Genomic DNA, 26330 nt, shown 5'->3' with positions numbered 1-26330 from the left:
GACGTTTGACACCGGGCAGCCGGGGGATCCCCTCTCCCATGGCCTACACCGCTGAAGACCTCCCCGAGCTCGTCGGCAAGATCGTCGACGCCGCCATCGAGGCGCAGCTGTCGTGGTTCGGGATGAACGGCACGGTCGACGGCGGGTTCGAGGGCACCGACGCAGGCCGCGGCATCCACATCTCCCCCCTCGGGGGGCACTACAACGGGAGCACGTTCGAGAAGGGCGGTCAGGTGACCGACCCGTTCACGGGCACCCCGACCACGCTCCCCATCCCGCCGGGCTGGCCCTTCGACAGCCTCCAGGGGCTCATCGACTACTACACGACCGAGATCCACGAGATGTTCCGGCCGTGGATCACCCGGCCTCGTCCGGCCGACTTCGACGGTGCCGTGCAGGCGACGTACAACGCCGCGAAGGCGATCGCCGCGACCGGCAACCCGAACCCGAAGACCGGCGACGCCTGGGACCCCGCGGTCGACCTCTACACCTCCATCGACGTGGTCAACACCAACGTCGCGGGCTTCCGTGGCGAGGCGATGTGGCACCTCCAGCAGGACGTCACCGCCCGCATCCCCCACTCCCTGGAGGGGCTGGGCGCGGTGACGTCGGTGCTCTACGCCGCGGCCCACGGCGAGGCCGAGGCGTGGAAGAACGGGGCCGACGGCCTCGCCGACATCATGGTGAAGTCGATCGACGCGATGAAGGCCTCCGACATCTCCGCCGGGGGCGGCGGGGACATCGTGGCGATCCTCAACATCGTCGGCGGGCTCTCGGCCATCCTCGGTCCGCTGACGCTGGGAGCGACGTCGGCGGCCTTCGCGATCGCGGGCACGGTCCTGCAGACCTCGAAGGACTTCATCCCGGAGAGGAAGCAGCAGCCGGTCCCCCTCAGCGCCGACAACCCGGTCGGCGTCCTGACCAACATCCGGCAGGCGCTCGAGAAGCTCTCCGACGACATCGCGACCGAGGAGACCGCGATCCAGTCCATGGTGCGCACGGTGAGCCGGCTCCCCGGCTGGGAGAACGGCACCTACGACCTCGCCGAGCCGCGGATCCTCCAGCACACCGACCCGGCGTACTTCGAGGAGATCCAGACCGACGCCGACGAGCTGCGCCGGATCGCCACGGCGATCGAGACCGAGATCAGCCCGGTGCTGACCGGTGCCGCCACCCAGCTCGACGGCGCGACCGAGTTCGCCCCGTGGCAGCGGCCCAGCGGGATGGGCCTGGGCACCTACGGCGGGTGGGGCGAGTACTCCTACCTCGTCGGCACGGTCACCGACACGCTGCGCAGCTCGGCGGCCTACCTCGACCACTCCGCCGACGTCGTGCGCCTGATCGCGCGCAGCTTCACCATGACCGATGCCGCGATCCGCACCGGGCTGGAGCAGATCGCCGGAGAGGTCGAGCGCGACCCCGCCATCGACGACGACTGATCCGGTCCGCGCTCGCGCCTCTCAGGCACCGCTCAGGCCGATCGGCCATGATGGGGGCGTGTCCGCACGTACCGCCGTCCCGCACCGCGTCCTCGTCGTCGACGACGACCGTGCCGTGCGGGAGTCGCTGCGACGCTCGCTCGCGTTCAACGGGTACGACGTCCACCTGGCCGGCGACGGGGCCGAGGCCCTCGCCGGGATCGGCGCGGTCGCGCCCGACGTGGTCGTGATGGACGTGATGATGCCCAAGCTCGACGGCCTCGAGGCCACGCGCGCGCTGCGGGCGGCGGGCAACGACGTGCCGATCCTGGTGCTGACCGCGCGCGACGCCGTCGGCGAGCGGGTGGAGGGGCTGGACGCCGGCGCCGACGACTACCTGACCAAGCCGTTCGCGCTCGAGGAGCTGCTGGCCCGGCTGCGCGCACTGCTGCGCAGGGTGGCGCCGATCGAGGACGGCGCCGAGGAGGAGGTCCTCTCCTTCGCCGACCTCACCATGAACGTCACCACCCGCGAGGTGCGCCGCGGCAGCCGGCTGATCGAGCTGACCCGCACCGAGTTCACGCTGCTCGAGATGTTCCTGCGCCGGCCGCGCCGGGTGCTCGACCGCAGCTTCATCCTCGAGGAGGTCTGGGGCTACGACTTCCCGACGACGGCGAACTCGCTCGAGGTGTACGTCGGCTACCTGCGCCGCAAGACCGAGGCCGAGGGCGAGCCGCGGCTGATCCACACCGTCCGCGGCATCGGGTACGTCCTGCGCGCGACGGAGTGAGCATGGCGACCTCCTGGGGCCTCGCGATGGGTCCGGGACCCGACGGGCGCTGGCACTACCGCCGCTCGCTGGCGAGCCGGGTCATCTGGCTGACCACGATCGCGGTCGGCATGTCGGTGGCGCTCGTGGCGGTGGGCGCCTACATCACCGCCCGCGTGCAGATGCAGGACACCCTCGACAACGCGCTCGTCTCCCGGGCCGAGAAGGCCGCCGACTCGGACACCCTCCTGCAGGCGGGTTCGCAGGGCATCCCGTCGTGGGCCCTCGGCGCGGGCGACGTACGGATCGCGATCTTGGACTACAACGAGCGAACGCTGCGGATCCTCGACCGCGGCCCGACCCTGGAGCTGGGCCGCTCGGAGCTGGAGGTGGCGCAGGGCAAGAGCGACCGCAGCCTGCGCACGATCGTGCTCGGCGGCGAGCGCTACCGCGTGGTCGCCGTCCCCACCCAGCAGAGCGGGCTCGCGCTGATCATCGCGCAGCCGCTGGTCGACCAGGACCGGACGCTGCGCCGGCTCGGCTGGGTGACGGTCGCGTTCGGCGTGTTCGGCGTCCTCGCGGCCGGGCTGGCGGGTTGGGCCGTGGCGAGCAACGGCCTGCGTCCGGTACGACGCCTGAGCGGCTCGGTCGAGGAGATCGCCCGCACCGAGGACTTCACCCCGCTGCCCGTCGAGGGCGACGACGAGGTCGCCCGGCTGGCGACGGCCTTCAACCACCTGCTGGTGGCGCTGGACGCGAGCCGGACCCGGCAGCGCCAGCTGGTCGCCGACGCGAGCCACGAGCTGCGCACGCCGCTGACAGCGCTGCGCACCAACATCGACCTGCTCACGATGACCGCCCGCAGCGCCGACGGCTTCGGCGGCCTGCCGCCCGACGCGCGCGACGAGCTGCTCGACGACGTACGCGCCCAGATCGAGGAGCTCACCACCCTCATCGGCGACCTCACCGAGCTCGCCCGCGACGAGCCGATACCGGTCCAGGTCGAGCCGGTCGACCTCGCCGACGTCGTCGACCACGCGGTCCAGCGCGTCCGACGTCGCGCACCCAGCCTCGAGTTCGAGGTCTTCACCCGGCCGTGGTGGGTGATCGGCGAGGACGCCGAGCTCGAGCGTGCGGTGACCAACCTGCTCGACAACGCCGCCAAGTGGAGCCCCGAGGGCGGTCAGGTGACCGTTCGCCTCAGCGACGGCGTGCTGACCGTCGACGACCAGGGCCCCGGGATCGCCGAGGGCGACCGGACCCGGATCTTCGACCGGTTCTGGCGCTCCGACGACGCCCGCACCCTGCCCGGATCGGGTCTCGGGCTGGCGATCGTGCGCCAGGTCGCCGAGCGGCACTCGGGCTCGGTGATGGCGACCGCCAATGCGAGCGGAGGCGCCCGCCTCGTGCTCAAGCTGCCCGGACGGGAGAACAACCCCCATGCCTAGGACGCACCTGCGTCGTGCCGCGCTCGTGACGGCGGCCCTGCTGCCGACCCTCGCTCTCGCCGCGTGCGGCGATGACGAGAAGGTCGGCGCGAAGCCGGACCTGCCGAGCGAGACCCCGGCGCTGTGGAACCCGTGCGACGCCCTGGACACGGCGTTCGTGAAGGCACAGTTCGGCATCGACGCGACCGAGCACGCCGGCACGCCCACGAAGCCGGAGTGCCGCTTCACCCCGGCCGAGGGCAGTGGCGACGCGGTGATCACGTCCAACTACCTGCTCTTCCCCGGCACCCTCGACCAGGCCTGGAGGACGATGGGGCAGGGTGCCGACGCCGACGTCCGCACGCCCAGCGTCGAGCAGGCCGACGACGCGCGCGTGGTCGTCAACGCGACGAAGGAGCAGCTCTACGTCACCGGCTTCGTCCAGAACGGCGACCTGATCCAGCAGGTCGACGTGGTCGACCCGGCGCCCTACGACGAGAAGCGGGTCGTGCGCGGGGTCGTCGCCACGCTCACGACGCTGTCCACCCACGCCGCCGAGACCGGCGCGGGGGCGGACCCGAGCGCGTCGCCGGGCTGAGTGCGCTCAGGTCTGCCCACCCGGGCGGACCGCCGCGAGCACGACCGGGTCACCGCACCCACGGGCGAAACCCTCGATCCGGGCCCGGATCTCCCTGCCGAGCAGGACCCGGCCGATCCGTTCCGCGACCGGCGCGAGGAACCGCGGCCGGCAGGTGAAGCTGTACTTCCAGGTGGCGACGGTCCCCTCCCCGTCGGCCTCGAAGCGCCAGCCGGCGCCGAGCCTGTCGAAGAACCAGGGGCCGCGCTCCATCACCATGCCGACGTTGCGAGGCGGGGCGTAGGAGACGTAGCGGCTGACCATCGAGGGCCCCAGGCGCTGTCGCGTGAACGTCCGCACGCCGGTGGCCGGCTCGCTCGCCCCGTCGAGGAAGTGCTGCTCGCGGATGAACACGTCCCACCGGCGGCGCACCGCGCCCGTGGTCTGGGAGACCGCGAAGGCGACCTCCGGCGGGACAGGGACGCGGATCCGGGACTGGACGACGGGCACGACCCCACGCCTACCCCCGTCCGCGACCTCGAACCCGGACGAGCGGCTCACGGTCAGGGGTTGATCGCCTGCAGCAGCCGGGCGGCCTTCCACTCGGTCTCGGCCCACTCCTCGTCGACGTCGCTGGCGACGGTGATCCCGCCGCCGGTGCCGAGCACGTAGTCGTCGCCGGAGGTGGTGAGGGTGCGGATCACGACGCCGAGGTCGGCGCGGCCGTCGCCGGAGATCCAGCCGAAGGCGCCGGAGTAGACCCCGCGCGGGGTGGCCTCGACCTCCTCGATGATCTCCATCGTGCGCAGCTTGGGCGCGCCGGTCATCGAGCCGGCGGGGAACAGCGCCCTGAGCGCGGCGACGGTGCTGACGTCGTCGCGGAGCCGACCCCGGACCGTGGACACCAGCTGGTGCACCGACGCGTACGACTCGACGTCCATCAGCGTGGGGACCTCCACCGAGCCGACCTCGCACACCAGCGCGAGGTCGTTGCGCAGCAGGTCGACGATCATCAGGTTCTCGGCACGGAACTTGGGGTCGCTCGCCAGCCGGTCCCGCGCCGCGGTGTCCTCGGCCGGCGTGCTCCCGCGCGCGGTGGTGCCCTTGATCGGCTTGGTCTCGATGACCCGGTCCTCGTCGACGAGCGCGTACCGCTCGGGGGATGAGCTGAGCAGCCACGCCCGCGCGCCGTCGACGTCGTGCTGCAGGAAGCCCGCGTAGGGAGCGGGATTGAGCGCTCGCAGCCGCAGGTACGCCGCCGCCGGGCTGAGCGGGCTGCCCGCCCGGAGGCGGTGGGTGAGGTTGACCTCGTAGGAGTTGCCGGCGTGCAGGTGCTCCTGGACCCTCGCGAACGCCCGGGCGTACGCCGGCGGCGTGGGGGTCGGCTCACCGGCCGTGATGCCGAGGGAGGCGGCGGGGGCGGCGAGCGGGTGCTCGTACTCCCGGATGTGCGAGGGCCGCAGCCACAGGGCGTCGGGCAGGTCCGGGTCGGGCACGGCGGGCAGGTCGGCGCGCGCGGCGTACCCGAAGTAGCCGAACCACTGGTCGCTCGGCCGCCCGTCGGCCAGCTCGGCCTCCAGCACGGCGAACGGGTCGTCACCGACCACCACCGAGCGGCCGCCGGCGTGGCGGGTCACCTCGCGGGCGGCGGCGTCGTAGGTCAGGGACACGTCGTCCTCGTCGAGCCAGCCGAGCATCGAGCGGCGTCGCGACCAGGTGCGGGCGCCTCCGCCGTCGAGCCACATGCAGCGGGCGTGGCGTGCCTGGATCCGGGCGAACAGCTCCGCGGGTTCGCCCTGGATCACCATGCGCTCACCCTGCCACTGCGAGGAAGTTCGCGACCAGCCGCGCGCCGTGCTCGGAGAGGACCGACTCCGGGTGGAACTGCACGCCCTCGAGGGGCCGGGTCCGGTGCCGGACCCCCATCACGGTGCCGTCCGCCGCCCACGCGGTGGCCTCCAGCTCGTCGGGCAGCCGCGTGGCGGCCAGCGAGTGGTAGCGCACCGCGGCGATCGGGTCCGGCAGTCCGGCGAAGACCCCGCGCCCGTCGTGGGTCACCGGCTCGACCGTGCCGTGCGCGGGCTCGACCCGCCCCACCTCGCCGCCGAAGGCCACCACCAGTCCCTGCATCCCGAGGCACACGCCGAGCACCGGCCGGTCCTCGTCGAAGCCCCAGGCGTACTCGCCCGGGTGGCCCGGGCCGGGGGACAGCACGATGTGGGAGTACGCCGCGAGGTCGACCCGGTCGTCCCACTGGACCACCGTCGGCAGCACGCCGGTGACGCCGGCGACCAGGTGGACCAGGTTCCAGGTGTAGGAGTCGCGGTGGTCGACGACCACGACGTCGGGAGTGGTCACAGCGCCACCGCGAGCTCGCCGCGCCGCAGCGCGGCGACCACACCGGCAGCCGGTACGACGTGCACCTCGGGCCAGTCGATCTCGCCGGCAGCGGGGTCGACCGGCCAGGCCAGCCGCTCCTCGTCGAGGGAGAACTCGGCGGCAACACCGGGCTTGTTGCCGCGCGGGTCCTGGCGGTGCCAGCCGCCGTCGAGGTGCACCGCGACCAGGCCGTGCACGACGTGCGCGTCCCCGTCGGCCAGCCACTGGTAGCACAGGCCGGTCGGTACGCCACCCGCCCGCAGCACGGCGGCGAGCAGGTGGGCCTTCGCGTAGCACCAGCCGACCCCGTCGGCGAGCACCTCGGTCGCCGACACCGCGAACCGCGGGTCCCCGGCGTCCCCGGCGTGAGCGATCTCGTCGCGCACCCAGGCGAAGGCGGCGGCCGCGAACGCGGCGTCGTCCGGGGCGCCCGCGCCCAGCCGTTCGGCCAGCGCGACGATCGCGGGCGCCGTGGACTCGACGACCTCGTCCGCGACGAGGTACGACGCCGGCGACCCCGCGATCAGCTGCACGTCGGGACGCTCACAGCAGGACGCCGGAGACCAGGTCGTGGACGAGGTCGAAGCCGCGCTCGGTGAGGATCGACTCGGCGTGGAACTGGACACCCCGGAAGTGCGGGCCGGTCAGCGCGTTGACGTCGCCGGTCTCGGCGTCGGCGTCCACCCGCACCCCCTCGGGCAGCGCCACGTCGTCGCCGACGCGACCCACGAAGGTGTTGTAGAAGCCGACGCGCTGGGGACGCCCGTCGAGCAGCACGGTCGCCTGGGTGCCCTGGAAGACGATGTCCTTGTAGGCGAGCGGGATGCCCAGCTGGTGGCACAGCGCCTGGTGGCCGAGGCAGACCGCGACGAACGGCTTCTCGTTGGCGAGCAGCCAGGCGACGGCGGCACGGAGCTGGCCCATCTTCGGGTCGGCGTCGTCGCGCGGGTCGCCCGGGCCGGGCCCGACGATGACGAGGTCGTAGCCGTCGAGCACGCCGTCGGCGTACTCCTCGTGGCGCACGACGTCGCTCGTCATGCCCATCCGGGCGAGCATGTGGCGCAGCATGTTCACGAAGTCGTCCTCGCCGTCGAGGATGACGGCGGACTTCCCGGCCAGGCGCGGGTCGACCGGGGTGCCGGCCTGGTCGGCGAGCCAGAAGCCGGAGAGCCGGTTGTTGCGGGCGTTGAGCGCGATCAGCACCTCCTCGTCGGCGACGAGGGTGGCGATGTCCGTGGTGGGCACCGGGGCCGGCGGGACCAGGCCGAAGGCGGACAGGATGCCGCCGGCCTTGGCGTGCGTCTCGGCGACCTCGTACGCCGGCACGGAGTCGCGCACCAGCGTGGCGCCGGCGGTGACCTTGACGTGGCCGTCCGGGGTGACGTCGGCGGTCCGCAGCACGATCGGGCTGTCGAGGACAGGCTCGCCCTCCTCGTCGCGGCCGAAGATCGCCAGCGCGGAGGCGTAGTAGCCACGGCCCTCGGGCTCGTACTGCTTGATCAGCCGGCAGGCGTTCTCGACGGGCGACCCGGTGACCGTCGCGGCGTACATCGTGTCGCGCAGGACCTCGCGCACGTCGCGCGTCGTGCGGCCGGCGAGGAGGTACTCGGTGTGGATCAGGTGGGTCATCGGCTTGAGGAACGGGCCGAGCACCTGGCCGCCCTCGGTGCAGATGTCGCACATCATCTTGAGCTCCTCGTCGACGACCATGAAGAGCTCGTAGATCTCCTTCTCGTCCTTGAGGAACTCACGGAGCCGGGCCTCGGTGCTGCGGGTCTCGCCGGCGGGCGGGCGCAGGTGGAAGGTGCCGGAGATCGGGTTCATCCGGACGTCGCCGCCGTGGACGGAGACGTGCCGCTCGGGCGAGGCGCCGATGAGGAAGCGGTCGCCGGTGAAGAAGACGAAGGTCCAGTACGCGCCGCGCTCGCGCTCGAGCAGGCGGCGGAAGACGGTCAGTGCGACGTCGGGGCCGAAGTCGGCGACGACGGCGCGGTAGTTGCGGCCGACGACGAGGTTCGCGCCCTCGCCCTGGCCGATCTCGCCGTCGATGATCGCCGCGACGATCTTGGCGTACTCCTCGTCGGAGGTCTCGAAGCCGCCGCGGTCGGTGAACTCCACCTCGACCGGGTCGATCGCGTCGATGACGTCGGCCACGGAGAACTCGTGCTCGCTCTGCACGTCGACCACGACGAGCGGAGTGCCGTCGTCGTGGGCCTCGAAGCCGCGCTCGCCGACCTGGCGGAAGGGGACGGCGACCAGCCGGTCGCAGATGTGCCCCGGCTCCGGCACGCCGGTCTCGAGCGGGATGTCCATGATCGACTCGACCACGCTGCGGGTGCCGCCGAGGACGCCGACGGTGTCGCGGTCGCCCGCGCGGGTGGAGCGCCGGATGATCGCCCAGGCCTCGTGCCCCTGGACGGCCGTGATGGCTTCCCGGGCAGTGAGGCTGGTGCTGAGCTGATCTGGCATGGCCGAAGCCTATTCGGCCACGGCGCTCCCGCTCAGAGCAGTCCGGGGATCAGCTCGCCGACGAACGGCAGGACCAGCGCGCAGCGGATCGGCCGCGGGTGCTCGGGGTCGAGCGCGTTGAGCACGACCTGGGCGGCGTTGCGGCTCGACGCGATCTGGAAGTGCTCGGAGTAGTCCTGCTTGCAGACGTCCTGGAGCACCACGTTGTTCACGCCGGGCAGGGTGCCGTTGGTGTAGGGCAGCACCAGCTCGTCGTACTTCGTGACGATGCTCGTGTAGTGCACCCCGGGCTGGACCATGCCGCCCTCGTGGAGCTTCTTCATGAACCTTGACGTCGGCGAGAACTGCAGGCAGGAGCGGCAGCCGGTCGGCAGGATGCCGTCGGGGAGGACGCCGGCGACCAGGTCGCCGAGCGAGGCGACGCCGGTGCCCTTGAAGGCGGAGGCGAGGCCGACGAAGTTCTCGACCCGCTTCGCGCCGCCGAGGTACTTGAGGTACCACTGCGGCATCAGCGTGCCCTCGGAGTGGCCGACCAGGTCGACCTTGGTCGCACCGGTCGCCTCCAGCACTCTCGTGACGAACCGCTTGAGCTGGCGGGCGCTGGTCCGCATGTCGTCGAGGCCGCCGAACAGGTTGACCGGGGTGACGTCGTACTCGACGCCGTAGGTCAGCGAGAACACGCAGTAGCCGTTGTTCTTCAGGAGCGGGCCGTAGGTCTGCCAGTTGGTGGAGCGGTTGCCGAGGATGCCGTGCAGCAGGATCACCGGGCGCGGGTGGGCGGCGGTGGGCGTGCAGGTGAAGTCGTTGGTGCCGGGAGCGTTGGCGCCGGGCATGCCACCGAACGCGGCGTTCGGCAAGAAGCTGTAGGGCACCGGCAGCGGCTTGGTGTCGGCCTGCGCCGGGGGTGCGACGAGGAGGCCGCCGAGCAGGGCGAGCAGGACGGCGACGGTCGTCAGGGCACGGCGCAGCATGCCCTCCCCAACGAGAACAGGTTCTATCGGTCACACGCCCAGCGCGAGGAAGGCCGCTGCGGTGCCGGCCGCGACCGGGTCGCCCGCGGCTCGGCGGCGTACCTCGCACAGGGCGGTCGCCGGGTCGCTGCCGGTGGCGAGCGCGGCATGGAGGTCGACCATCAGGGCGGCGGTCGCGTCGTCGTTGACCTCACCGACGCTGCACACCAGGCCGGCGGTGCCGAGCGAGAACAGCGCCGCCGCCAGCCCGAGGAGCTCGTCCGCACCGACCGGGGCGAGCACGCCGGACTCGCAGGCCGAGAGCACGACGCGGTACGGCGCCCGCCGGACCCGCTCCAGGTCGTGGACCGTCAGCGGGCCGTCGGCCAGGTCGAGCGCCGAGAACAGCGGGCTGTCCGCCCGGAACCGGCCGTGGGCGGCCAGGTGGACCAGACCAGCGCCGTCGAGGTGGGCCAGCACCGCGGTGAGCGTGGCGCCCGGCCCGTCGAGCAGGACGGCGTCCGGGTGCCGCTGCGCCAGGACCGGCACCTCGGCGCCGCCGCTCGCCAGGGACGGGCCGGCGACGAGGACCGTGCCGGCGTTCCGCGGAGGCGGGGTGGCCCGGGCCCGCAGCCACTGGCCCGCCGACGGGACCACCGCGAACGGCCGGTCGTGGAGCGTGGGCAGCAGCGACCAGGCCAGTCCGTGCAGACGGGCGGTCGGTGCGAGCACGACCGGGGTGTCGGGGAGGAGGCGGACGGCGTCGCCGAGGACCGCCTCCTGGAGGGCCTTCCCGATGGCGCCGGTGTCGGCAGGCCGGCCGCGGGCCGCACGCCGCAGCAGCATCCCCGCTGGGCCGAGCAGGGCGGCGATCTCGCTGGTCGTGCCGGCGACCCGGCGTCGTACCTTTCCGGCGTGGGCGACCACGACGTGGAGGCTCCCGTCGACGTCGACCAGCTCGACCAGGCAGGTCTCGCCGGTCGCCGCGAGGATCTCCTCGACCCGCGCCGGCCGCTGCTGCGCGGCCGTGGTGGCCGACAGCGTGTGGCTCTCCGCCCGCACCGCCCGCTCCAGGCGCCGCCGCTCCCGCTCGAGCTCCTCGGTCTCCGCGCCCTCCTGCCGAGCCTCGGCGAGCTGCCGTCCGTTGTCGCGCAGGGCCGCCAGCGAGGCAGGGATGGTCGCCGCGTCCGAGGTCGCCGGCGGCTGCGCCAGCGCCGTGGCCCGGGTCCGCTCGCTCCACCGCAGCAGGGTCCGGGCGTCACTGGCCGCGTGCCGCAGCGCGATGGTCGTCAGGTCACGCCCGTGGGTGGTCGCCAGCGCCCGGAGCTCGGAGGAGCCGATCAGCCGTCGGTGCTCGTCGATCGCGTCGAGTCCGGCAGCGGCCGCGCGCAGCACCCCGCCCCGGTCGTGCGTCTCCTCGCGGGCCAGGGCCTGGGCGTGCCAGGCGCCGGCGCGGACGAGGGCATTGGGGTGGTGGCGGTACGACGCGGCCCGGGTCCAGAAGTTCGCCCGGTCGTCGCCCTGGGCCAGCCGGCCGGCGAGGGTGAGGGCGAGGGGGGCCTCGTCCGCACTCTGCGTGTCGAGCTCCTCGGCGACTGCCGCGGCCTCGCCGACCAGACCACGCCGGTCGTCCTGGGCCAGGCGTGCCCGGACGGCGGTGAGGCGACTGCGCAGCCCGAACCAAGGCCGGTCCTGGCGCTTGAAGAGCAACGCAGACTGCCGTGCCGCATCGACTGCCGCCGCGGCATCACCATCAGCGAGCAATGCCGTGGCCAGCGTTGCCAGGAACTCGGCCTGTTCGAGCGGAGCGATCCTTGCGTCGAAGTCGCGAAGGAGCGCAACCGCCTCGACCGTGAGCCCCACTGAGAGGTAGGCGTCGGCGAACATCGAGACGAAGCCGGGCGCGATCGGCAAACCCGCCCGGTCATACGCCTCGGCCGTGTCGGCGAAGCGGCGCAACGCGGCAGCGTGATCTCCCCGAGCGACCGCGATCTCGGCGAGGTTCGTCAGGCTGGCGAGCCGGTCGACCCAGGCGCCCTCCTCCGCCAGGATGCGGGCGCTCGCGACCACCGCGGTCTCGGCCTCGTCGACGCGACCGAGACGCAGCAGGACGTAGGCCAGCCAGAGGTGGGTCCGCGCCTCCCAGGCGCGGTTCCCCGCCTGCTGGATCTCCCGAAGAGCGACGTGAAGGACCGGGATGGCGTCGTCATGCCGCCCGAGCACGGTGAGCACACCCGCCAGCCGCACCGCGATCTTGGCTGCGACCTCGCCCTCGGCGCCGGCGAAGGCCGTCTCGAGCTCTCGCAGCGCGGCCCGGGAGCGGCCGTCGAAGGCGAGGGTGACCCCCAGGGTCGCGCGGACGTCGCGCACCCGATCGGGGTCGGCGCTCCGGCGCGCGGCCCGCACCGCGCTGCGCAGGGCGGCCAGCGCCTCGACCGTGCTGCCGGCGTCGCGGAGGACGATGCCGAGGCACTGGTAGGCGTACGACCGGCTGAGCTCGTCGGGCTCCGCGGCGAGGACGACCTCGGCACGCCGACGGGCTTCCTCGGGCTGGTCGAGCGCCAGGTCGAGCAGGTCCTCCATGGGCGCCTCGCCGGGTTGTGGGGAACGGACTCCTTTACGGCGTCGCGAGGGGGGCACTACGTTAGCGCCGCCCGGTGCAATCGGCCCGAGTCCTCCCCCCTCAGGAGCGGCTATGTCACAGCCCGATGGTCCTGCTCGCACGCTCAACCCGCTCAGCCCGCTGATCCGGTTGCTCCGCCTTCCCTGGCGCCTGCGGCGACCAGACCTCTCCCAGGTCCGTCCGACCGACCCGGGACGGATCGATCGGGAGAAGGCCAGGGTCCAGGCGCGGGTGATCCGCGACGCCTTCAAGGGCGAGATCGCGGCCGCCGGCCCGGAGGACCGGGCGGTCAAGGACGACGCCGACATCCGCTTCTTCTACCGGCCCGGCCACGCCCTCGTGCAGGCCGAGCGGCTCGAGGAGGTCATGGAGTGGTTCCGCGGCCGCGGCGAGGACTTCCGCGGCGAGCCGGAGCGCGTGGAGGACCCGGTCGCTGACCACCTCGTGGTCCTGCGCCTCCCGAGCCGCCGTGACCGGGGCGACGACGTCCTGGCGACCGTCACCGAGCTGAACGACTTCTTCGGCCGGTCGGACGAGGACGAGACACCGCCGGTCGCTGCGCCCGACCACCTCGTGTACGTCACGACCCTCAAGCCGGGATTCTGCCCGGCCACCGAGCCCGAGGTGCCGCGCAGCCGCCGGCCCTGGCCGCCCCAGCAGCCCGACCCGATCCCCGCTCCGGACGCGAAGGACAAGGTCCGCGTGGCCGTCGTCGACACCGGCCTGTGGATGGACGCGATCGACAGCGCGGCCTCGCCCTGGCTCGAGTCCGACGACGTGTTCGCGGACTCCACGGACGAGGAGCACGTCAACAGCGCGGCGATCCACCCGTACGCCGGGCACGGCACGTTCGTCGCGGGCGTGATCAGCTGCCTGGCCCCGGAGACCCGGATCGAGGTCGAGGGTGCACTGACCCTCGGCGGCGCGATCTGGGAGTCGAGGATCGTCCGGCAGCTCGACGAGGCACTCGGCGACAACGACCACCCGCAGCTGATCAGCATCTCCGCAGGCACCCACACCTTCGGCAACCTCCCGGCACTGTCCTTCGCCATGCTGGGGGTGAAGTACCGCCTGGCCGAGCGCGACGACGTCCTCGTGATCGCGGCGGCGGGCAACGACGCGAGCGACGACGAGTTCTGGCCGGCCGCCTTTCCCTGGGCCGTCTCGGTCGGTTCGGTCGACCCGGACAAGAAGGTCTCGGACTTCTCCAACTACGGCAAGCACTGGGTGAAGGTCTATGCGCGCGGCCGCAACCTCGTCAACGCCTTCCCGATCGGTACCTACACCTGTCACGAGCCTCCCCACGCGGGCGTCGTGCGGAAGTTCGACGGCCTCGCCCAGTGGAGCGGCACGTCGTTCTCGGCACCCGTCGTGACAGGCCTGGTCGCGGCCGAGATGCGCGCGAGCAAGACCTCCCCGCGCGCCGCGTGGCAGGCCGTCGAGGCAACGGCCATCGACGAGCACGACGCCCGGATCCACGAGGACATCCGGATCGTCGGCCCACTCACCTGACCCACACACGCACCTGACGAATGGGCTGCAGATCGCGCCGATTCACGACCTGTTCGTCAGGTACGACGCGGAAGACCCGACCACGCGCTACAGCGTCACCCAGGGCGTGGTGAGCGACCAGCCACCCTGCTCGACCATGAACCGCACGGTGCCGGGCCGCACACCCTCCAGCCGGAAGAACCCGGCGGCGTCGGCCTCAGCGCTCAGGGCCTCGGCCGCGGGGCGCTCCAGGAGGACCGAGGCGGGCTCCACGGCCGAGGCGGCGGAGCCGGTGCCGATCACCTGGCCGAGCAGGGTCTCGCCGTCGATCTCGACCTCGAGGGTGAGGCCGCTGTGGCCGAAGGACAGCGTGCGCGGCTCACCGCCGGAAGCCGAGCGGACCGCGGCGCCGGCGTCGAGCGCGGAGTCGTGGAGCAGCTCGGCCAGCTCGGCGTCGACGGAGCGCCAGGTGAAGGCAGCCTTGGCCGCCGTACGCCGTCGGTCGCTGACGGCCGCCTCCTCGGCGACGGCCTCGCCGAGCAGGGCCATCAGCTCGTCGTCGTCCAGGGGACCGGTCACGGGATCACCTCCACCAGTCGGCGCAGCGCGGGGGTACGGCGCAGCTGCTCGAGCGCGCGGGCGCGGGTCGGGCCGATGCTGCCGACGGGGATGCCGAGGCGGCGGCTGATCTCCTCGTAGCCGACGGGTGGGTCGGCGAGCAGGAGCAGGAGCAGGGCCCGGCGGGCCTCGGGGAGCACGGCGAGGGCCTCGCGGAGCAGCTGGCGGCTCTCGGCCGCGAGGAGGTCGGTCCCGGCGACGTCGTCGACGACCGCGTCGAGACCGGAGGCGTCCTGCGGGTCGACGGGACGGACCCGGCCGCGGGCCGCCAGCAGGCGCAGGCACTCGTTGCGGGTCGTCGTGCGGATCCAGCCGGGCAGCGCCGCGGGCTCGCGCAGGTCGCCGAGGTGCTCGACGAGGCGCAGCCAGACGGTCTGGCTGACGTCGTCGCCGTCGGCCTCCGAGAGCCGGTGGCCGCGGATGATCGCGTCCACCAGCGGGAGGAAGCGGTCCACGATCGCATCCCATGCATGCTGATCTCCTTCCCGCGCCGCGGGGACGAGCGCTGACAGCGGTGTATCGACGTCCACACCCGACCCCCTATCGCTCGACGCGAGAGCTTGCGGATGCATCGTCCCGCACATCTGACCCGCGAACCAGTACCGCTGATACGTCGAGATTCCGCGTATCACCGCCCCGCCCCGGCGCCTCCTCCTTCCAGCGCCCCCCCGAAACGCCCCATCACCCCGCGCGGCACTCCCGCGGCTCCCCGGAAGGAAACCGTCATGACCTGGTCCGAGACCCACGAACGCACCCGCATCATCCGCGAGGTCGAGGCGGCCGCCGCGACCGACATGAGCGGCGCGGTGCCCTGGCGCGAGGAGTGGCGCCCGTACTTCGACGGCCCGACCGCGCTGGTCACGGCGCTGCGCGCCCGTTGGCAGCACATGTGCGAGGCGCAGCTCGACACCCAGACCGGCGAGGACGAGCTGCAGGCGACGTACGCGCGGATGCGCCGTACCGAGGCCGCCGTCCTCCTCATCCTGCGGCGGTACGACGCCGGCACGCCCGGCGCGCCCGTCGTCCTCGGCCTGGCGGGTCCGCGGCCCGTGTCCCTCCCGCCGCGGACCCGCCGGTTCCACCTGCGCGGGCCGATCCTCCCCGCCTGAGAGCCATGACGATGCTCGAGCTCACCTACCTCGCCGCCACCAGCCGGCTCGACCGGCTGGGCATCCGGGAACGCCAGGTGCTGCGGCTGATCGCCCTGGGCCAGTCCGAGTCGGCCATCGCGGCCCAGCTCGGGCTGAGCCCGGAGACGACCGCCGCCCTGTGCTCGGGCGTCTTCCGGACGCTGGGGCTGCGGCCGACGCCGTACCTCTCGAAGCGACTGCTCGCGGTCCTGACGCTCCGCCAGTCGGAGCTGGACCGCTCCTCGCGTTCTCGGCCTGTGGGGGGTCGGTGCGACGCGAACGGGTGGCCCGTCCTGACTCAGGACGGGCCACCCGCCTTCCCGTTCAGCGCTCGCGCTCCTCGGAGCGCACCGTCACCTTCTTCAAGAGCCGGTTGAGGGTGGCCAGCTCGCGCTCGGTGAGCGCCTCCGCGAGGTCGTCCTCGGCCCGGCCCCGCAGCTCCATCGCCCGGCGCCAGATCGTCATGCCGGTCTTGGTCACCTCGACGATCACCCGCCGGCGGTCGTCGACGGCGGGGATCCGGCGGATCCAGCCGGCCTTCTCGAGGCCGTCGAGCCGCCCGGTCATCCCGGCACCCGAGACCCCGAGCTCGGTGGCGAGCTCGGTGGGCGAGGCGGAGCCGGGCGTGTCGCGGATCATCAGCACGTGGAGGGTGTCGTACTCGAAGTCGGTCAGCCCGACCTCGGCCACGGCGCGCTGCTTGGCCCGGCGCAGGTAGCGGTCGATCCGGTTGACCCGGACGAACACACCCTCGACGGCCTCGTCGAAGGCCAGGTCGAGCCAGTGGTCCTTCCACCGCGCGACATGACGGTCCGTCCAGTCCTCGGCCATGGCCGAACGCTACTGCGCCACCCGCAGGCTTCCGCGCCAGCGCCCGGCGAGCCCGCTGCCGAAGCAGAGGACCGCGACCAGCGGGAAGAGGTACGACGGCGAGGCGAACCAGAAGTAGGCCGACGGCAGGTCCCGGGTGAAGTCGAAGAAGCTGCGGACGTCGGCGAGGAACCAGACGAACGGAGCCACGCCCCAGACCAGGCCGGCGAGCACCGGCCCCAGGCCGGAGATCCGCGCGGTCACGGCGACGGCCACGAGGATCACGGCACCGACCAGCATCAGCAGCAGCTCGCCCGTCGTGCCGGAGTTGTCGAAGCTCCGGGCCCGTTCGAGGTAGTAGTTGCCGGCGCCGTAGTCGAACACGAGCACACCGACAGGCGTGAGGCCGAGTGCGAGGACGACGCTGGCGAGGTGGCGCAGCACCATGGACGAGCGGCGTGACGGCCCGGGCGGCGGGAAGTACGGAGCAGCTGACTCGGTCATGCTCGCGAGCCTGCCCGCGCACCGCCGGGGCCGAAACAGGTAATTCGTTGGCGAATACTTAGGTGGCGAAGTATTCTCCTCGGGTGAAGCCCCCCTCCCCCCTGCGCTCGCGCGACTTCCGACTGCTCGTCGGAGGCGTCGCCGTCAGCGGACTCGGGTCGGCCATGACCCCCGTGGCGCTGGCGTTCGCGGTCCTCGACCTGGGAGGCACGGCCACCCAGCTGGGCCTGGTCGTCGCGGCCTTCTCGGCGGCGGAGGTCGTCACGATCCTGTACGGCGGCGTGCTGGGCGACCGCCTGCCGCGCCAGCTGCTCATGCAGGGCTCGTCCGCAGCCACGGCCCTCAGCCAGGGCGCCTGCGCCACCGTGCTGATCACCGGCCACGGCTCGTTGTGGTTCCTCACCGCGATCGGCGTCGTCAACGGCTGCCTCGGCGCCATCGCCCAGCCCGCCTCCAACGCGATGACCCGCTCGACGGTCACCGACGAGCAGCTCGGCCGCGCCGTCGTGCTGCGCAGCCTGGCCAACCAGACGGCGTTCGCGATCGGCTTCGCCGTCGCCGGCGTCATCGTCGCGGTCACCAGCCCCGGCTGGGCGATCGCGGTCGACGCGGCGACGTACGCCGTCGCGGCGGTGCTGTTCGCGATGATCCGGGTCCCGGCCTCCGCGCCTGCCGAGCGCGAGCGTCTCCTCGCCGAGCTGGCCGACGGCGCGCGCGAGGTGTTCCGGCACACCTGGCTGTGGCTGCTCATCGCGCAGGCGCTGCTCTACCACCTGTGCTTCGGCGGGGTGCAGGGCGTGCTCGGCCCGATCGTGGTCAGCGACACCTGGAGCAAGGAGGCCTGGGGGTGGGCGCTCTCGGCGCTGATGGCCGGCTTCGTCGCCGGCGGCGTCGTCGCGCTGCGCTGGCGACCGCGCCACCTGCTGCGCTGGGGCGTGCTGATGCTGTCGCTGACCGCCGCCTTCCCGCTCGCGCTGGCCGTCGCCGACGACCTGTCCGTCGTGCTGCTCGGCGCGTTCGTGCACGGAGTCGGGCTGCAGCTCTTCAGCGTCAGCTGGGACCTCGCGATCCAGGAGAACGTCGCCGAGAACATGCTCGCCCGGGTCTACTCCTTCGACACGGTCGGATCGTTCGTCTGCCGCCCGCTCGGCCTCGCCCTCACCGGCCCGGTCGCCGCCGTCGTCGGCACGGACCGGTGGCTGGTCGTGGTCGCCGCCGTGATCGGGCTCAGCTCGATCGCGGCGCTGGGCGCGCCGTCGATCCGGGGCCTGACCCGTCGTACGACACCGGCGGTGGTTCCGGAGTCCGCTCGTATCTGACGAGCGGGCTGTGATTTCGGTGAATTCACAGCCCATTCGTCAGATGCGCGGCGACCAACCCGACCCACGACGCCCGTCAGCGAAGCCGCGCTCGCCGCGGGATGAACACCCGGGCGCCGGGCTCACCGACCTCGACCGCGAGGATCGCGTGGTGGGAGGCGGTGCCGAGGATCGCGGACTGGTTGGCGACGAGCACCCGGGTGCCGAGGAAGGTCGCGTTCGAGGGGCTGTCGAACGGGATCGCCGAGCCGTTGGCGCCGAGGACCGGGCCGGGCGGGAACGTGGCGCGCACCTTCCCGTCGGGGCCGAGCCGCACCAGCCGGTTGGTGCCGAGCAGCGCGACGTAGACGTTGCCGGACTGTGCGACGCCGAAGCCGTCGGGCAGGTCGAGCGGGCCGGAGGTCCACACCGTGGCGATCTCCCCCGGCGCCCCGCCGGCCACGACCGGCAGCCGGTAGAGGTGGCCGCGGAGCAGGTCGAGCGGGTTGCCGGTGGTCTGCTGGCTGATCAGGAAGGAGCGGCGGGAGCGCTCGTAGACGATGCCCGTCGTACCGAACCCTGCGCCCTCGAGCGCCTCCGACCGGAACCACGGCGTGGGCTCGCCGCCCTTCGCCGGGATCCGCCAGATCACGCCCTGGCCGTAGTCGGTCAGGTACAGCTTGCCGCCCGGCCCCCAGGCCGCGTAGTTGGGGATCGGGTGGCCCGCGCCGGGGAGGTCGGGGAGGGTGGCCTGCACCTTGAACCGGCCGGTGCGCGGGTTGAGCGTGAGCACCTGGGCGCGCGACTTCTCCAGCAGGACGAGCCGGCCGCGGGCGTCGGACGTCGCGACCTGCACGCCGTGCGGGGCGCCGAGGTCCTGCCCGGGCACCGTCCACGACCGCAGCAGGGTGCCGCTCGCGGTCCACTCGAGGACCCGGGAGGCCATCGTGTCGCCGGCCGGGTTCGTGTACGTCGCCGCGTAGACCCGCCCGTTCGGCGCGACGTGCACGTAGGCCGGGAAGCCGGGCTTGCCGACGGTCGAGAAGACCGTCGTCGGCCACTTCTCCGGCGCCGTCCGCTCCCCGGCCGCCGGGCCGGCGAGCGCGACGACACCGATGAGGGTCAGGGCGAGCGCGAGCGCCCGCCTCACAGCGTGTCCAGCACTTCCTGGGCCGCGCGCTCGCCGGAGCGCACGGCGCCGTCCATGTAGCCGGTCCAGTACGTCGAGGTCTCGGTGCCGGCCCAGTGCACCCGGCCGTGCGGCGTACGGATGTGCTGGCCGTGGGTCGACATCACGCCCGGCGGGTAGATCGCGGTCGGTCCGCCGCCGCTCCACTGCTCGCGGGTCCAGTCGTGCTCGGTGTAGTCGATCGGGTGCAGTGCCTTCTCGCCGAACATCCTGGCGAAGCCCTCGAGGACCGCGGCGCGACGCTCCTCGAGCGAGCGGTTGCCGAACTGCTGCCAGGCGGAGCCGCCGACGAAGGCGAGCAGCACGCCGTGGCCGGTGTCGGCGACGTGGTTGTCGAAGGCGACCCGGACCGCGCCGGTCTCGGCGATGCCGAAGCCGGTGAGGCCCTTGTCGCGCCAGAACGGCTTGTCGTAGACCGCGTCGCACTTCATCAGCCGGCCCATCTGGACCTGCTGGAGCAGCGCCTGCCGGCCGGCGGGCATGGCGGGCGAGAAGCCGATGCCGAGGACCTGCTTCGGCGGGGCGGCGACGACGACCCGGCGCGCCCTCACCTTGCCGCGGCGGGTGTGCACGCGGATCCGGCCGTGGGCGGGCTGCACGATGCGGGTGACCGCGGCGTTGAGCGCGATCCGCTTGCCGAGCCGCCGGGCGAGCTCGAGCGGGACCCGCTGGGAGCCGCCGACGAAGCGGCTCTCCTGCGCGCCGCCGACGGTGTCGGAGTTGCGCTCGAAGGTGCCCGGCGTCGTCTCGTTGCCGGAGCAGGCGATGTAGTGCAGCACGAAGAGCAGCGAGATCTGGTCCGGGTCGGCGCCGAAGCCGGGCTGGGTCCAGGACTGGATCAGCTTCTCGATGCCCCGGCTGTTGACGGTGTTGCGGCGCAGCCAGTCGCCGAGGGACACCGAGTCCCACTCGGCCGCGCGCGGGTGCGACCAGGGCGCGTCGACGGGCAGCTCCGAGGCGTAGGCGTTGAGCCGCTTCAGCGCGAGCGCGGCATCGAGCAGGATCGTCGGGTCGGGCGGGACGGTTCCGGTGAACTCCATGCGCCCCAGCAGCGAGGACAGGTAGACGTTCTTGCCGGTGGCGTACTCGTCGAAGGTGGCGACGCCGAGCTCGTGCGCGAGCTGCTTGATGTGGTCCTGGGTGGGGCCGACGAAGGCGCCGCCGGCCTCGATGGTGCCGCCGGTCGGCAGCTCGTGGTTGAGCACGCGGCCGCCGACCCGGTCTCGCGCCTCGACGACGAGCACCGAGTGCCCGGCGCTGCGGATCCGGCGGGCCGCGACCAGTCCGGCGATGCCGGCCCCGACCACGACGACGTCCACCTTGCGGGGCAGCCGGCCCTTGCGCACGCCGGCCTGGACCTCCGCCTCGAGCGCCTCGAGCGCGAGCAGACCGACCGTCGCCGCACCTCCGGCGAGCAGGCCGCGGCGGCCCAGGGTGAATCGCGGATCGATGCTCTGCACGTCGCCTCCGAAGATGAATCTGTGTCAGGTTCGGGTTCGGAGGCTACACTCCGTGCATGCCTTCCGCCACCGTTGGAGCCAGCACGGGTCCCAGCCGCCGCCGGGTCCCCGCCCAGGCCCGGTCCCGCGAGCGGGTCGAGCGGATCCTGGAAGCGGCCGCCCGGCTCGTCCTGACCAACGGCGTCGACGGGCTCACGACACGCTCGATCGCGGAGGCCGCCGAGCTGCCGGTCGCCTCGCTCTACCAGTACTTCACCGACAAGGAGGCCGTGCTGCTCGCGCTCTGCGAGCGCGACATGGCCGAGATGGACGACCAGGTCGCCGCCGACCTCCTCGCCGTCGAGGAGCTCACCGTCGCGACGATGGTCGACACCGCGATGCGCGCGTTCGTGAAGGTCTACCACCGGCGCCCGGCCTTCATGCAGATCTGGATGCGGGGGCGCACCAACCCCGCCATCTACGACTACGGCCGCCACCACAACCGTCGTACGGCCGAGAACCTGCTGGCGTTCGGCATCGACGCCGGGCTGCTCACCGCCGGGTCCTACGACGAGGAGCAGCTCGCCACGATCGCCGAGCTCGCCGTCGAGGTCGGCGACCGCGCCTTCCAGGTCGCCTTCGAGAACGACCCGCAGGGCGATGCCTTCCTCATCGACCAGGCGATCGCCCTGGTCACCGGCTACCTGGACCAGATCGCCGCCGGCCGGTGAACCAGCTCAGGGCGGCGGTCGCGGCCGCGTCCCGCCGGCTCGCGGACGCCGGGCTGCTCGTCGGCACCGCCGGCAACGTCAGCGCCCGCGCCGGCGACCTGGTCGCGATCACCGCGACCGGGGTCCCACTCGGCGCCTGCACCCCCGACGACGTCACGGTCGTCGACCTCGACGGGACCGTCGTCGAGGGAGCCCTCGCGCCGACCAGCGAGCTCTCCCTCCACCTCGGCGTGTACGCCGACGGGCCCGCTGCCGCCGTGGTCCACACGCACGCGCCGTTCGCGACCGCGGTGGCCTGCGTGCTCGACACCCTGCCGGTGCTGCACTACCAGCAGCTCACGCTGGGCGGCGAGGTCCGCGTGGCGCCGTACGCCACCTTCGGGACCGCCGAGCTCGCTGCTGCGGTGCGGACCGCCCTGGCCGGCCGCAGTGCTGCCCTGCTGGCGAACCACGGCTCGGTCACCCTCGGCGGCTCGCTCGACCAGGCGGTCGAGAACGCCCTCCTGCTCGAGTGGCTGTGCCAGCTGCACCACCGGGCCAGTGCTCTCGGCACACCGCGCGTGCTCACCGAGGAGCAGCAGCTCGACGTCATCCGGGCCGCGCTCGAGCGCGGCTACGGCTCCCCGAAAGGTCTTCGCGAATGAGCATGGTGGTCGCCGCCGTCGGCGTGCACGTCCTCGACACCCACGTCCTGGGGATCGAGTCGATCCCCGCGGGCTCCGAGGGCCAGCTGGTCGAGACGATCCGGATGTCGCCGGCCGGCACCGCGGGCGGCACGGCGGTCGTGCTCAGCCGGCTGGGCGCCACCGTCCGGTCGTACGGCGCCGTCGGCACCGACCCCGTCGGCGACACCCTGCTCGCCCTGCTGACCCGCGAGGGCGTCGACGTCGCCGGACTGGTCCGCAAGGACTCCGCCCAGACGTCGGCCTCGGTGCTGCCGGTGCGCCCGGACGGCGAGCGCCCGGCGTGGCACTGCATCGGCGCCAACGGAGCCTTCACGCTCGACGACCTGCCGGCCGACGTGCTCGACGGCGTCACGCACCTGCACCTGGGCGGGCCGGAGTTCCTCGGCGGTGACGCGGCGGCCGAGCTGCTCGCCCGCGCCCGCGCCGCCGGGATCACCACGTCGCTCGACGTCCTCGCGCCCGGCGACCCCGACATGCTGGCCTGGATCGCCGCCGCCCTCCCCCACACCGACCACCTGCTGCCCAACGACGAGCAGGTCCTCGGCTTCACCGGCGCCGCCACCCTCGCCGAGGGCGCACTGGCGCTGGTCGCCGCGGGCGCCGGCTGCGTCGCGGTCACCCAGGGCGCACGCGGCGCGCTCGTCGCCACCGCCGACGGGGTGACGGAGGTGCCGGCGTACGCCGTCGAGGTCGTCGACACCACCGGCTGCGGGGACGCCTTCTCGGCGGGCTACCTGCGGGGGCTCTCGCTCGACCGGACGCCGGCGGAGGCGGCCGCGCTCGGCTGTGCCACCGCCGCCCAGGTCGCGCAGGGGCTCGGGACCGACGCGGGGAGCTACGACCTCGCGGCGGTCGAGGCGTTCGCCCGCTCGGCTGCGACCATGGCGGGATGAGCCCCGAGATCCGTCCGCAGCGCCCCGACGAGAGCGACGCGGCCCGGCAGCTGATCACCGCCGCCTTCGGCGACGAGGGTGCGGCCGTGGTGGGCGTGTGGAGCGACGTCGTCGCGCGCGGGCTCGACCGGGCCCAGCTCGTCGCGGTGGACGGCACCGGCGAGCTGGTGGGGCACGTCGGACTCAGCCACGGCTGGCTCGACACCCGGCAGGCGCTGGTCGACGTGCTCGTGCTCAGTCCGCTCAGCGTCGCCCCGGACCGGCAGGGCCGGGGCGTCGGGAAGGCACTGCTCCAGGCCGCGGTCACCGAGGCCGACCGCCTCGGCGCTCCGGTCGTCGTGCTCGAGGGCGACCCGGGCTACTACGGCCGGCGCGGCTGGTCCCCGGCCGCCGACCTCGGCATCGAGGCACCCACCCGCCGGGTGCCGGGCCCGGCGTTCCAGGCGGTGCCGCTGGCGGCGTACGAGAGCTGGATGACGGGCCGCGTCGTCTACCGCGACGTGTGGTGGGAGCACGACTCCACCGGGCTGCGCGACCCGCTGCTCGCCGAGATCGAGGCCGCCACCGAGCGCGCCGGGTAGGTCAGCCCTACCTCGGCTCGAGACCCGCGATCCTCCACGCGTCGCCGACCCGCTCCATGGTGACCTCGACCCGGCTGCCGGAGACCGACGTCCCGCCCTTGCCGCCGTCCTCCGCCTTGGCCGCGGTCGTGGTCTGGGTGAGGAAGAGCAGCACGACGACCCGGTCGCGGGTGCCGCGGACGACGCCCGCGGCATCCACGGTGGCGGTGGTGGAGATGCCCCGCCGGGTGGCGGTCGGCCTCACGACCTCGTCGAGGATCCTCCCGTAGTCGGCGTGGAAGCCACCCGTGGTCTGGTCGTCGGCGGTGGCCAGGTCGGCGTCGAGGGTTGCGGCGTCGTACCCGAGCAGGGCGGGGACCCGCTCCTTCGCGGCCGCCAGGGCCTCGGCGCGGGCGGACGTGACGGCCGACGCGCGGTGCGCGGCCACGGTGGCCACGATGACCGCGGCGACGCCGACGACCAGCACGACGGTCGCCACGATCAGGCCGCGGCTGCGCAGGGCGCTCATGCGACGAACTCCAGTCCGGACACCAGCCAGTCCCCCTTCACCCGCTGCAGGTCGACCGTGAGCCGGTAGTTGCGCGGCTCGGCGGCCTTCGTCTGCTTGTTCTGCACGGACCCGGCGGCGGCGACGATGACCGTCGCGCGATCGCCCGCCAGCTTCACGAGTCCGGCGGAGACGACGTCGCCGCTGGCCTTGACCGCGTTCTCCGTCAGGGCCTGCTGCAGCCGGTCGGCCTGGCCCTCGAGCTCGGTGCGGAAGCCGGCGGTCGCGCCGGCGAGCAGCTCCTCCATGTCGGCGTCCGAGGTCGCCGAGCTGATGTCGATCAGCCCCTCGACCTCGGCGCTCGCCGCGGCGACGGCGTCCCTCCCGTCGGTCACCTGCGCCCGCTCGTCGTGCCAGGCCAGCGCCCGCTGGCCGGTGACGAGGAGCAGCACGACCGCCACGAGGACGACGACGCCGGTCCTCACCGGACCCCCAGGGGTGCCAGCACCAAGATCTTCCACAGCTCGTCTCCTCCGTTCTCGGGCGCACCGGCGGAGGCCGGCGCGGGTGCGGTCGCGGTCCCGTCTCCGCGACCGACGGCGAGGTCGTAGGCGACGGTGCCGCTCGAGTCCGGCCACACACCGCCACCGAAGTGCTCACCACAGGCAGCCGGGGTGTTGCCACGACCGTCGCCCTCCGGGCACGGGAGGTTGCGGGCACCGCGGATCGCCGTCGGGTCGTCGGGCGCGATCTCGCAGTGCGCCAGGGTGTCGACGTCGCGGACCTCGGTCGCCCGCGGGTTGCGCCGCTGCTTCGGCGACAGGTACCCGCTCTGGCAGGTCGGCGGGTTGTTGAGCGCGGCACGCAGGTCGAGCTGCACGTCGCCGTACTTCGCCCGGGGGTTGATCGCCGACTGCAGTCGCGCGACGAGCGACGGGTAGACGACCAGGGTCTGGTGCACCTGCGGCAGGTAGGTGTGGAGCACCTGCGCGTTGGTCGTCAGGTTGGCCAGCATCATCGGCAGCACGGGCTGCAGGTCGGTGACGGTGCGGGTGGCGGCGTCCAGTCCACCGGGGGCGTTCCGCAGCAACGTGCGTACGGCGGCCGAGTCGCCCGCGGCGAGGGCTGCGGTGAGCTGGTCCAGGGAGGCGGCGTACGACCGCGTCCGCGAGCCGAGGTCGCGCTGGGTCTCCAGCACCGGCTGCACCGCGGCGATCAGCGAGGTGGTGGCGTCGATCCGGGCCTGCGCCTCGCTCAGCACGTCGCCGGTGGCGTCGACCAGCTCGTTGAGGTCGGGCCCGGCGCCACCGAGGCCGGCGTCGACCTCGTCGAGGACCCGCTTGGTCTCCGCCTTCGGCACCGACTCCAGCAGCCGGTTGACGGAGTCGAGCACCGGCGTGATCTGGGGCATCTCGACCGCGCGGTCCCGCGGGATCCTCGCGCCGTCGGCGAGCACGTCCCCGGAACCCGCGTCGGCCTTCCCCCCAGAAGGCTCCCCGGACGTCGGGGTGCGCGGGTCGACCAGGTCGACGTACTGCTCGCCGACGGCGGAGGTGCTGTGCAGCTCGGCGGAGGCGCCGGCCGGGATCCGCGCGTCGTCGTCGAGGCGCAGGGTGGCGATGGCGCCCCTGTCGGTGACCTCGAGCCTCGAGACCTGGCCGACCTCGACGCCGCGGTAGGTGACCGCGGCCTTCGGGTAGAGCCCGCTCGCGTCGCCGAAGTCGACGGACACGTCGTAGACGCCGATGCCGAGCATGGCCGGCACCCGGGCGTACTGGAAGAAGGCGAGACCGAGCGCGACCACCGCGAGCACGGTGAAGATGCGCAGCTGGCGCTTGATCAGCGGGGTGAGCAGCATGGC

28 protein-coding genes are annotated in these 26330 nt (G+C 73.2%); 12 read left to right on the top strand and 16 right to left on the bottom strand.

Translation table 11 applies throughout. The features are described 5' to 3' along the window. Positions 1-38 precede the first annotated feature (38 nt). The 4 genes from BJ958_RS20835 to BJ958_RS20820 are packed head-to-tail and all read left to right on the top strand — an operon-like array spanning position 39 to position 4212. Positions 39-1439, top strand: a complete 1401-nt coding sequence (locus BJ958_RS20835) for a hypothetical protein (protein WP_179728764.1) — start codon at positions 39-41, stop codon at positions 1437-1439. Positions 1440-1497: 58 nt separating this feature from the next. Then, entirely contained in the window at positions 1498-2208 is a 711-nt protein-coding gene (locus BJ958_RS20830) for a response regulator (RefSeq protein ID WP_273521839.1), read from the top strand. Between the two features lie 2 nt (positions 2209-2210). Further along, complete coding sequence (locus BJ958_RS20825) at positions 2211-3635, top strand: sensor histidine kinase (RefSeq protein ID WP_246319082.1); 1425 nt, start codon at positions 2211-2213, stop codon at positions 3633-3635. Next, a complete protein-coding gene (locus tag BJ958_RS20820; RefSeq protein ID WP_179728762.1) occupies positions 3628-4212 on the top strand; it encodes a hypothetical protein in 585 nt (194 codons plus the stop codon). The genes BJ958_RS20825 and BJ958_RS20820 overlap by 8 nt, the downstream gene beginning before the upstream one ends. Positions 4213-4218: 6 nt before the next feature. Here BJ958_RS20820 and BJ958_RS20815 read toward each other — a convergent pair whose 3' ends face one another. The 7 genes from BJ958_RS20815 to BJ958_RS28760 are packed head-to-tail and all read right to left on the bottom strand — an operon-like array spanning position 4219 to position 12572. Next, complete coding sequence (locus BJ958_RS20815) at positions 4219-4701, bottom strand: SRPBCC family protein (protein ID WP_179728761.1); 483 nt, start codon at positions 4699-4701, stop codon at positions 4219-4221. Between the two features lie 53 nt (positions 4702-4754). Continuing rightward, entirely contained in the window at positions 4755-5999 is a 1245-nt protein-coding gene (gene pabB / locus BJ958_RS20810; RefSeq protein WP_179728760.1) for an aminodeoxychorismate synthase component I, read from the bottom strand. A gap of 4 nt (positions 6000-6003) precedes the next feature. Beyond that, positions 6004-6549 carry a glutamine amidotransferase-related protein gene (locus BJ958_RS20805; protein ID WP_179728759.1) on the bottom strand — a complete coding sequence of 182 codons (546 nt, stop codon included), beginning with the start codon at positions 6547-6549 and terminating at the stop codon, positions 6004-6006. Further along, positions 6546-7103 carry a transglutaminase domain-containing protein gene (locus tag BJ958_RS20800; RefSeq protein ID WP_179728758.1) on the bottom strand — a complete coding sequence of 186 codons (558 nt, stop codon included), beginning with the start codon at positions 7101-7103 and terminating at the stop codon, positions 6546-6548. The genes BJ958_RS20805 and BJ958_RS20800 overlap by 4 nt, the downstream gene beginning before the upstream one ends. 10 nt (positions 7104-7113) lie before the next feature. Further along, positions 7114-9039, bottom strand: coding sequence for an anthranilate synthase family protein (locus BJ958_RS20795; RefSeq protein WP_179728757.1), 1926 nt, complete (start codon positions 9037-9039; stop codon positions 7114-7116). Between the two features lie 32 nt (positions 9040-9071). Continuing rightward, entirely contained in the window at positions 9072-10010 is a 939-nt protein-coding gene (locus BJ958_RS20790; protein WP_179728756.1) for an esterase/lipase family protein, read from the bottom strand. A 30-nt stretch (positions 10011-10040) separates the two neighbouring features. Beyond that, the gene (locus tag BJ958_RS28760; RefSeq protein WP_179728755.1) at positions 10041-12572 is read right to left on the bottom strand and encodes a CHAT domain-containing protein; all 2532 of its coding nucleotides are present in this window, start codon (positions 12570-12572) and stop codon (positions 10041-10043) included. A 112-nt stretch (positions 12573-12684) separates the two neighbouring features. Here BJ958_RS28760 and BJ958_RS20780 point away from each other — a divergent pair, with 112 nt between their 5' ends. After that, positions 12685-14124: a S8 family peptidase gene (locus BJ958_RS20780; protein ID WP_179728754.1), complete on the top strand. Its 1440-nt coding sequence runs from the start codon at positions 12685-12687 to the stop codon at positions 14122-14124. An 87-nt stretch (positions 14125-14211) separates the two neighbouring features. Here the strand turns inward: BJ958_RS20780 and BJ958_RS20775 are convergent, their stop codons facing one another. Together BJ958_RS20775 and BJ958_RS20770 are read right to left on the bottom strand one after the other, a co-directional pair. Then, positions 14212-14682 carry a hypothetical protein gene (locus BJ958_RS20775; RefSeq protein ID WP_179728753.1) on the bottom strand — a complete coding sequence of 157 codons (471 nt, stop codon included), beginning with the start codon at positions 14680-14682 and terminating at the stop codon, positions 14212-14214. After that, positions 14679-15293 carry an RNA polymerase sigma factor gene (locus BJ958_RS20770; RefSeq protein WP_179728752.1) on the bottom strand — a complete coding sequence of 205 codons (615 nt, stop codon included), beginning with the start codon at positions 15291-15293 and terminating at the stop codon, positions 14679-14681. The genes BJ958_RS20775 and BJ958_RS20770 overlap by 4 nt, the downstream gene beginning before the upstream one ends. 153 nt (positions 15294-15446) lie before the next feature. Between BJ958_RS20770 and BJ958_RS20765 the strand changes: the two genes are divergently transcribed. Together BJ958_RS20765 and BJ958_RS20760 are read left to right on the top strand one after the other, a co-directional pair. Further along, the gene (locus BJ958_RS20765; RefSeq protein WP_179728751.1) at positions 15447-15830 is read left to right on the top strand and encodes a hypothetical protein; all 384 of its coding nucleotides are present in this window, start codon (positions 15447-15449) and stop codon (positions 15828-15830) included. Between the two features lie 5 nt (positions 15831-15835). After that, on the top strand, positions 15836-16228 hold the full coding sequence (locus tag BJ958_RS20760; RefSeq protein ID WP_179728750.1) for a LuxR C-terminal-related transcriptional regulator: 393 nt from the start codon (positions 15836-15838) through the stop codon (positions 16226-16228). Here BJ958_RS20760 and BJ958_RS20755 read toward each other — a convergent pair. Together BJ958_RS20755 and BJ958_RS20750 are read right to left on the bottom strand one after the other, a co-directional pair. After that, positions 16176-16682, bottom strand: a complete 507-nt coding sequence (locus BJ958_RS20755; RefSeq protein WP_179728749.1) for a MarR family winged helix-turn-helix transcriptional regulator — start codon at positions 16680-16682, stop codon at positions 16176-16178. The genes BJ958_RS20760 and BJ958_RS20755 overlap by 53 nt on opposite strands. A 9-nt stretch (positions 16683-16691) precedes the next feature. After that, positions 16692-17165 (bottom strand): hypothetical protein, encoded by a 474-nt coding sequence (locus BJ958_RS20750; RefSeq protein WP_179728748.1) that lies wholly within the window; start codon positions 17163-17165, stop codon positions 16692-16694. An 83-nt stretch (positions 17166-17248) separates the two neighbouring features. On the opposite strand from BJ958_RS20750, the gene BJ958_RS20745 reads away from it, so the two are divergent. After that, positions 17249-18484 (top strand): MFS transporter, encoded by a 1236-nt coding sequence (locus tag BJ958_RS20745; protein WP_343052759.1) that lies wholly within the window; start codon positions 17249-17251, stop codon positions 18482-18484. Positions 18485-18560: 76 nt separating this feature from the next. Here the strand turns inward: BJ958_RS20745 and BJ958_RS20740 are convergent, their stop codons facing one another. Both BJ958_RS20740 and BJ958_RS20735 read right to left on the bottom strand, forming a co-directional pair. Continuing rightward, a complete protein-coding gene (locus BJ958_RS20740; RefSeq protein WP_179728746.1) occupies positions 18561-19613 on the bottom strand; it encodes an SMP-30/gluconolactonase/LRE family protein in 1053 nt (350 codons plus the stop codon). After that, a complete protein-coding gene (locus BJ958_RS20735; RefSeq protein ID WP_343052758.1) occupies positions 19610-21112 on the bottom strand; it encodes a flavin monoamine oxidase family protein in 1503 nt (500 codons plus the stop codon). The genes BJ958_RS20740 and BJ958_RS20735 overlap by 4 nt, the downstream gene beginning before the upstream one ends. 56 nt (positions 21113-21168) lie before the next feature. Here BJ958_RS20735 and BJ958_RS20730 point away from each other — a divergent pair, with 56 nt between their 5' ends. Genes BJ958_RS20730 through BJ958_RS20715 form a run of 4 tightly spaced genes read left to right on the top strand, consistent with a single transcriptional unit; the run spans position 21169 to position 23982 of the window. Then, positions 21169-21822 carry a TetR/AcrR family transcriptional regulator gene (locus tag BJ958_RS20730; protein WP_179728745.1) on the top strand — a complete coding sequence of 218 codons (654 nt, stop codon included), beginning with the start codon at positions 21169-21171 and terminating at the stop codon, positions 21820-21822. Beyond that, positions 21819-22466: a class II aldolase/adducin family protein gene (locus BJ958_RS20725; protein ID WP_179728744.1), complete on the top strand. Its 648-nt coding sequence runs from the start codon at positions 21819-21821 to the stop codon at positions 22464-22466. Before BJ958_RS20730 ends, BJ958_RS20725 begins: the two co-directional genes overlap by 4 nt. Next, entirely contained in the window at positions 22463-23401 is a 939-nt protein-coding gene (locus BJ958_RS20720; RefSeq protein ID WP_179728743.1) for a carbohydrate kinase family protein, read from the top strand. Before BJ958_RS20725 ends, BJ958_RS20720 begins: the two co-directional genes overlap by 4 nt. Beyond that, positions 23398-23982 carry a GNAT family N-acetyltransferase gene (locus BJ958_RS20715; protein WP_179728742.1) on the top strand — a complete coding sequence of 195 codons (585 nt, stop codon included), beginning with the start codon at positions 23398-23400 and terminating at the stop codon, positions 23980-23982. The genes BJ958_RS20720 and BJ958_RS20715 overlap by 4 nt, the downstream gene beginning before the upstream one ends. A 7-nt stretch (positions 23983-23989) precedes the next feature. Here the strand turns inward: BJ958_RS20715 and BJ958_RS20710 are convergent, their stop codons facing one another. From BJ958_RS20710 to BJ958_RS20700, 3 genes are read right to left on the bottom strand one after another with little or no spacing between them, the layout of a single operon-like run. After that, positions 23990-24490: a hypothetical protein gene (locus tag BJ958_RS20710; RefSeq protein ID WP_179728741.1), complete on the bottom strand. Its 501-nt coding sequence runs from the start codon at positions 24488-24490 to the stop codon at positions 23990-23992. Further along, a complete protein-coding gene (locus BJ958_RS20705) occupies positions 24487-24954 on the bottom strand; it encodes a hypothetical protein (RefSeq protein ID WP_179728740.1) in 468 nt (155 codons plus the stop codon). Before BJ958_RS20705 ends, BJ958_RS20710 begins: the two co-directional genes overlap by 4 nt. Next, entirely contained in the window at positions 24951-26327 is a 1377-nt protein-coding gene (locus tag BJ958_RS20700; protein ID WP_179728739.1) for an MCE family protein, read from the bottom strand. The genes BJ958_RS20705 and BJ958_RS20700 overlap by 4 nt, the downstream gene beginning before the upstream one ends. Between the last annotated feature and the right edge of the window lie 3 nt (positions 26328-26330).

The organism is Nocardioides kongjuensis (assembly GCF_013409625.1).
Lineage (GTDB): Bacteria > Actinomycetota > Actinomycetes > Propionibacteriales > Nocardioidaceae > Nocardioides > Nocardioides kongjuensis.
This window is presented reverse-complemented; position numbering and strand designations above follow the sequence as displayed.

Coding starts and splice junctions, on each gene's coding strand:
- BJ958_RS20835 (WP_179728764.1), top strand. CDS start 39: ATGGCCTACACCGCTGAAGACCTCCCCGAGCTCGTCGGCAAGATCGTC.
- BJ958_RS20825 (WP_246319082.1), top strand. CDS start 2,211: ATGGCGACCTCCTGGGGCCTCGCGATGGGTCCGGGACCCGACGGGCGC.
- BJ958_RS20820 (WP_179728762.1), top strand. CDS start 3,628: ATGCCTAGGACGCACCTGCGTCGTGCCGCGCTCGTGACGGCGGCCCTG.
- pabB (WP_179728760.1), bottom strand. CDS start 5,999: ATGGTGATCCAGGGCGAACCCGCGGAGCTGTTCGCCCGGATCCAGGCA.
- BJ958_RS20795 (WP_179728757.1), bottom strand. CDS start 9,039: ATGCCAGATCAGCTCAGCACCAGCCTCACTGCCCGGGAAGCCATCACG.
- BJ958_RS20790 (WP_179728756.1), bottom strand. CDS start 10,010: ATGCTGCGCCGTGCCCTGACGACCGTCGCCGTCCTGCTCGCCCTGCTC.
- BJ958_RS28760 (WP_179728755.1), bottom strand. CDS start 12,572: ATGGAGGACCTGCTCGACCTGGCGCTCGACCAGCCCGAGGAAGCCCGT.
- BJ958_RS20780 (WP_179728754.1), top strand. CDS start 12,685: ATGTCACAGCCCGATGGTCCTGCTCGCACGCTCAACCCGCTCAGCCCG.
- BJ958_RS20770 (WP_179728752.1), bottom strand. CDS start 15,293: ATGCATCCGCAAGCTCTCGCGTCGAGCGATAGGGGGTCGGGTGTGGAC.
- BJ958_RS20765 (WP_179728751.1), top strand. CDS start 15,447: ATGACCTGGTCCGAGACCCACGAACGCACCCGCATCATCCGCGAGGTC.
- BJ958_RS20760 (WP_179728750.1), top strand. CDS start 15,836: ATGACGATGCTCGAGCTCACCTACCTCGCCGCCACCAGCCGGCTCGAC.
- BJ958_RS20755 (WP_179728749.1), bottom strand. CDS start 16,682: ATGGCCGAGGACTGGACGGACCGTCATGTCGCGCGGTGGAAGGACCAC.
- BJ958_RS20750 (WP_179728748.1), bottom strand. CDS start 17,165: ATGACCGAGTCAGCTGCTCCGTACTTCCCGCCGCCCGGGCCGTCACGC.
- BJ958_RS20730 (WP_179728745.1), top strand. CDS start 21,169: ATGCCTTCCGCCACCGTTGGAGCCAGCACGGGTCCCAGCCGCCGCCGG.
- BJ958_RS20720 (WP_179728743.1), top strand. CDS start 22,463: ATGAGCATGGTGGTCGCCGCCGTCGGCGTGCACGTCCTCGACACCCAC.
- BJ958_RS20715 (WP_179728742.1), top strand. CDS start 23,398: ATGAGCCCCGAGATCCGTCCGCAGCGCCCCGACGAGAGCGACGCGGCC.
- BJ958_RS20710 (WP_179728741.1), bottom strand. CDS start 24,490: ATGAGCGCCCTGCGCAGCCGCGGCCTGATCGTGGCGACCGTCGTGCTG.
- BJ958_RS20700 (WP_179728739.1), bottom strand. CDS start 26,327: ATGCTGCTCACCCCGCTGATCAAGCGCCAGCTGCGCATCTTCACCGTG.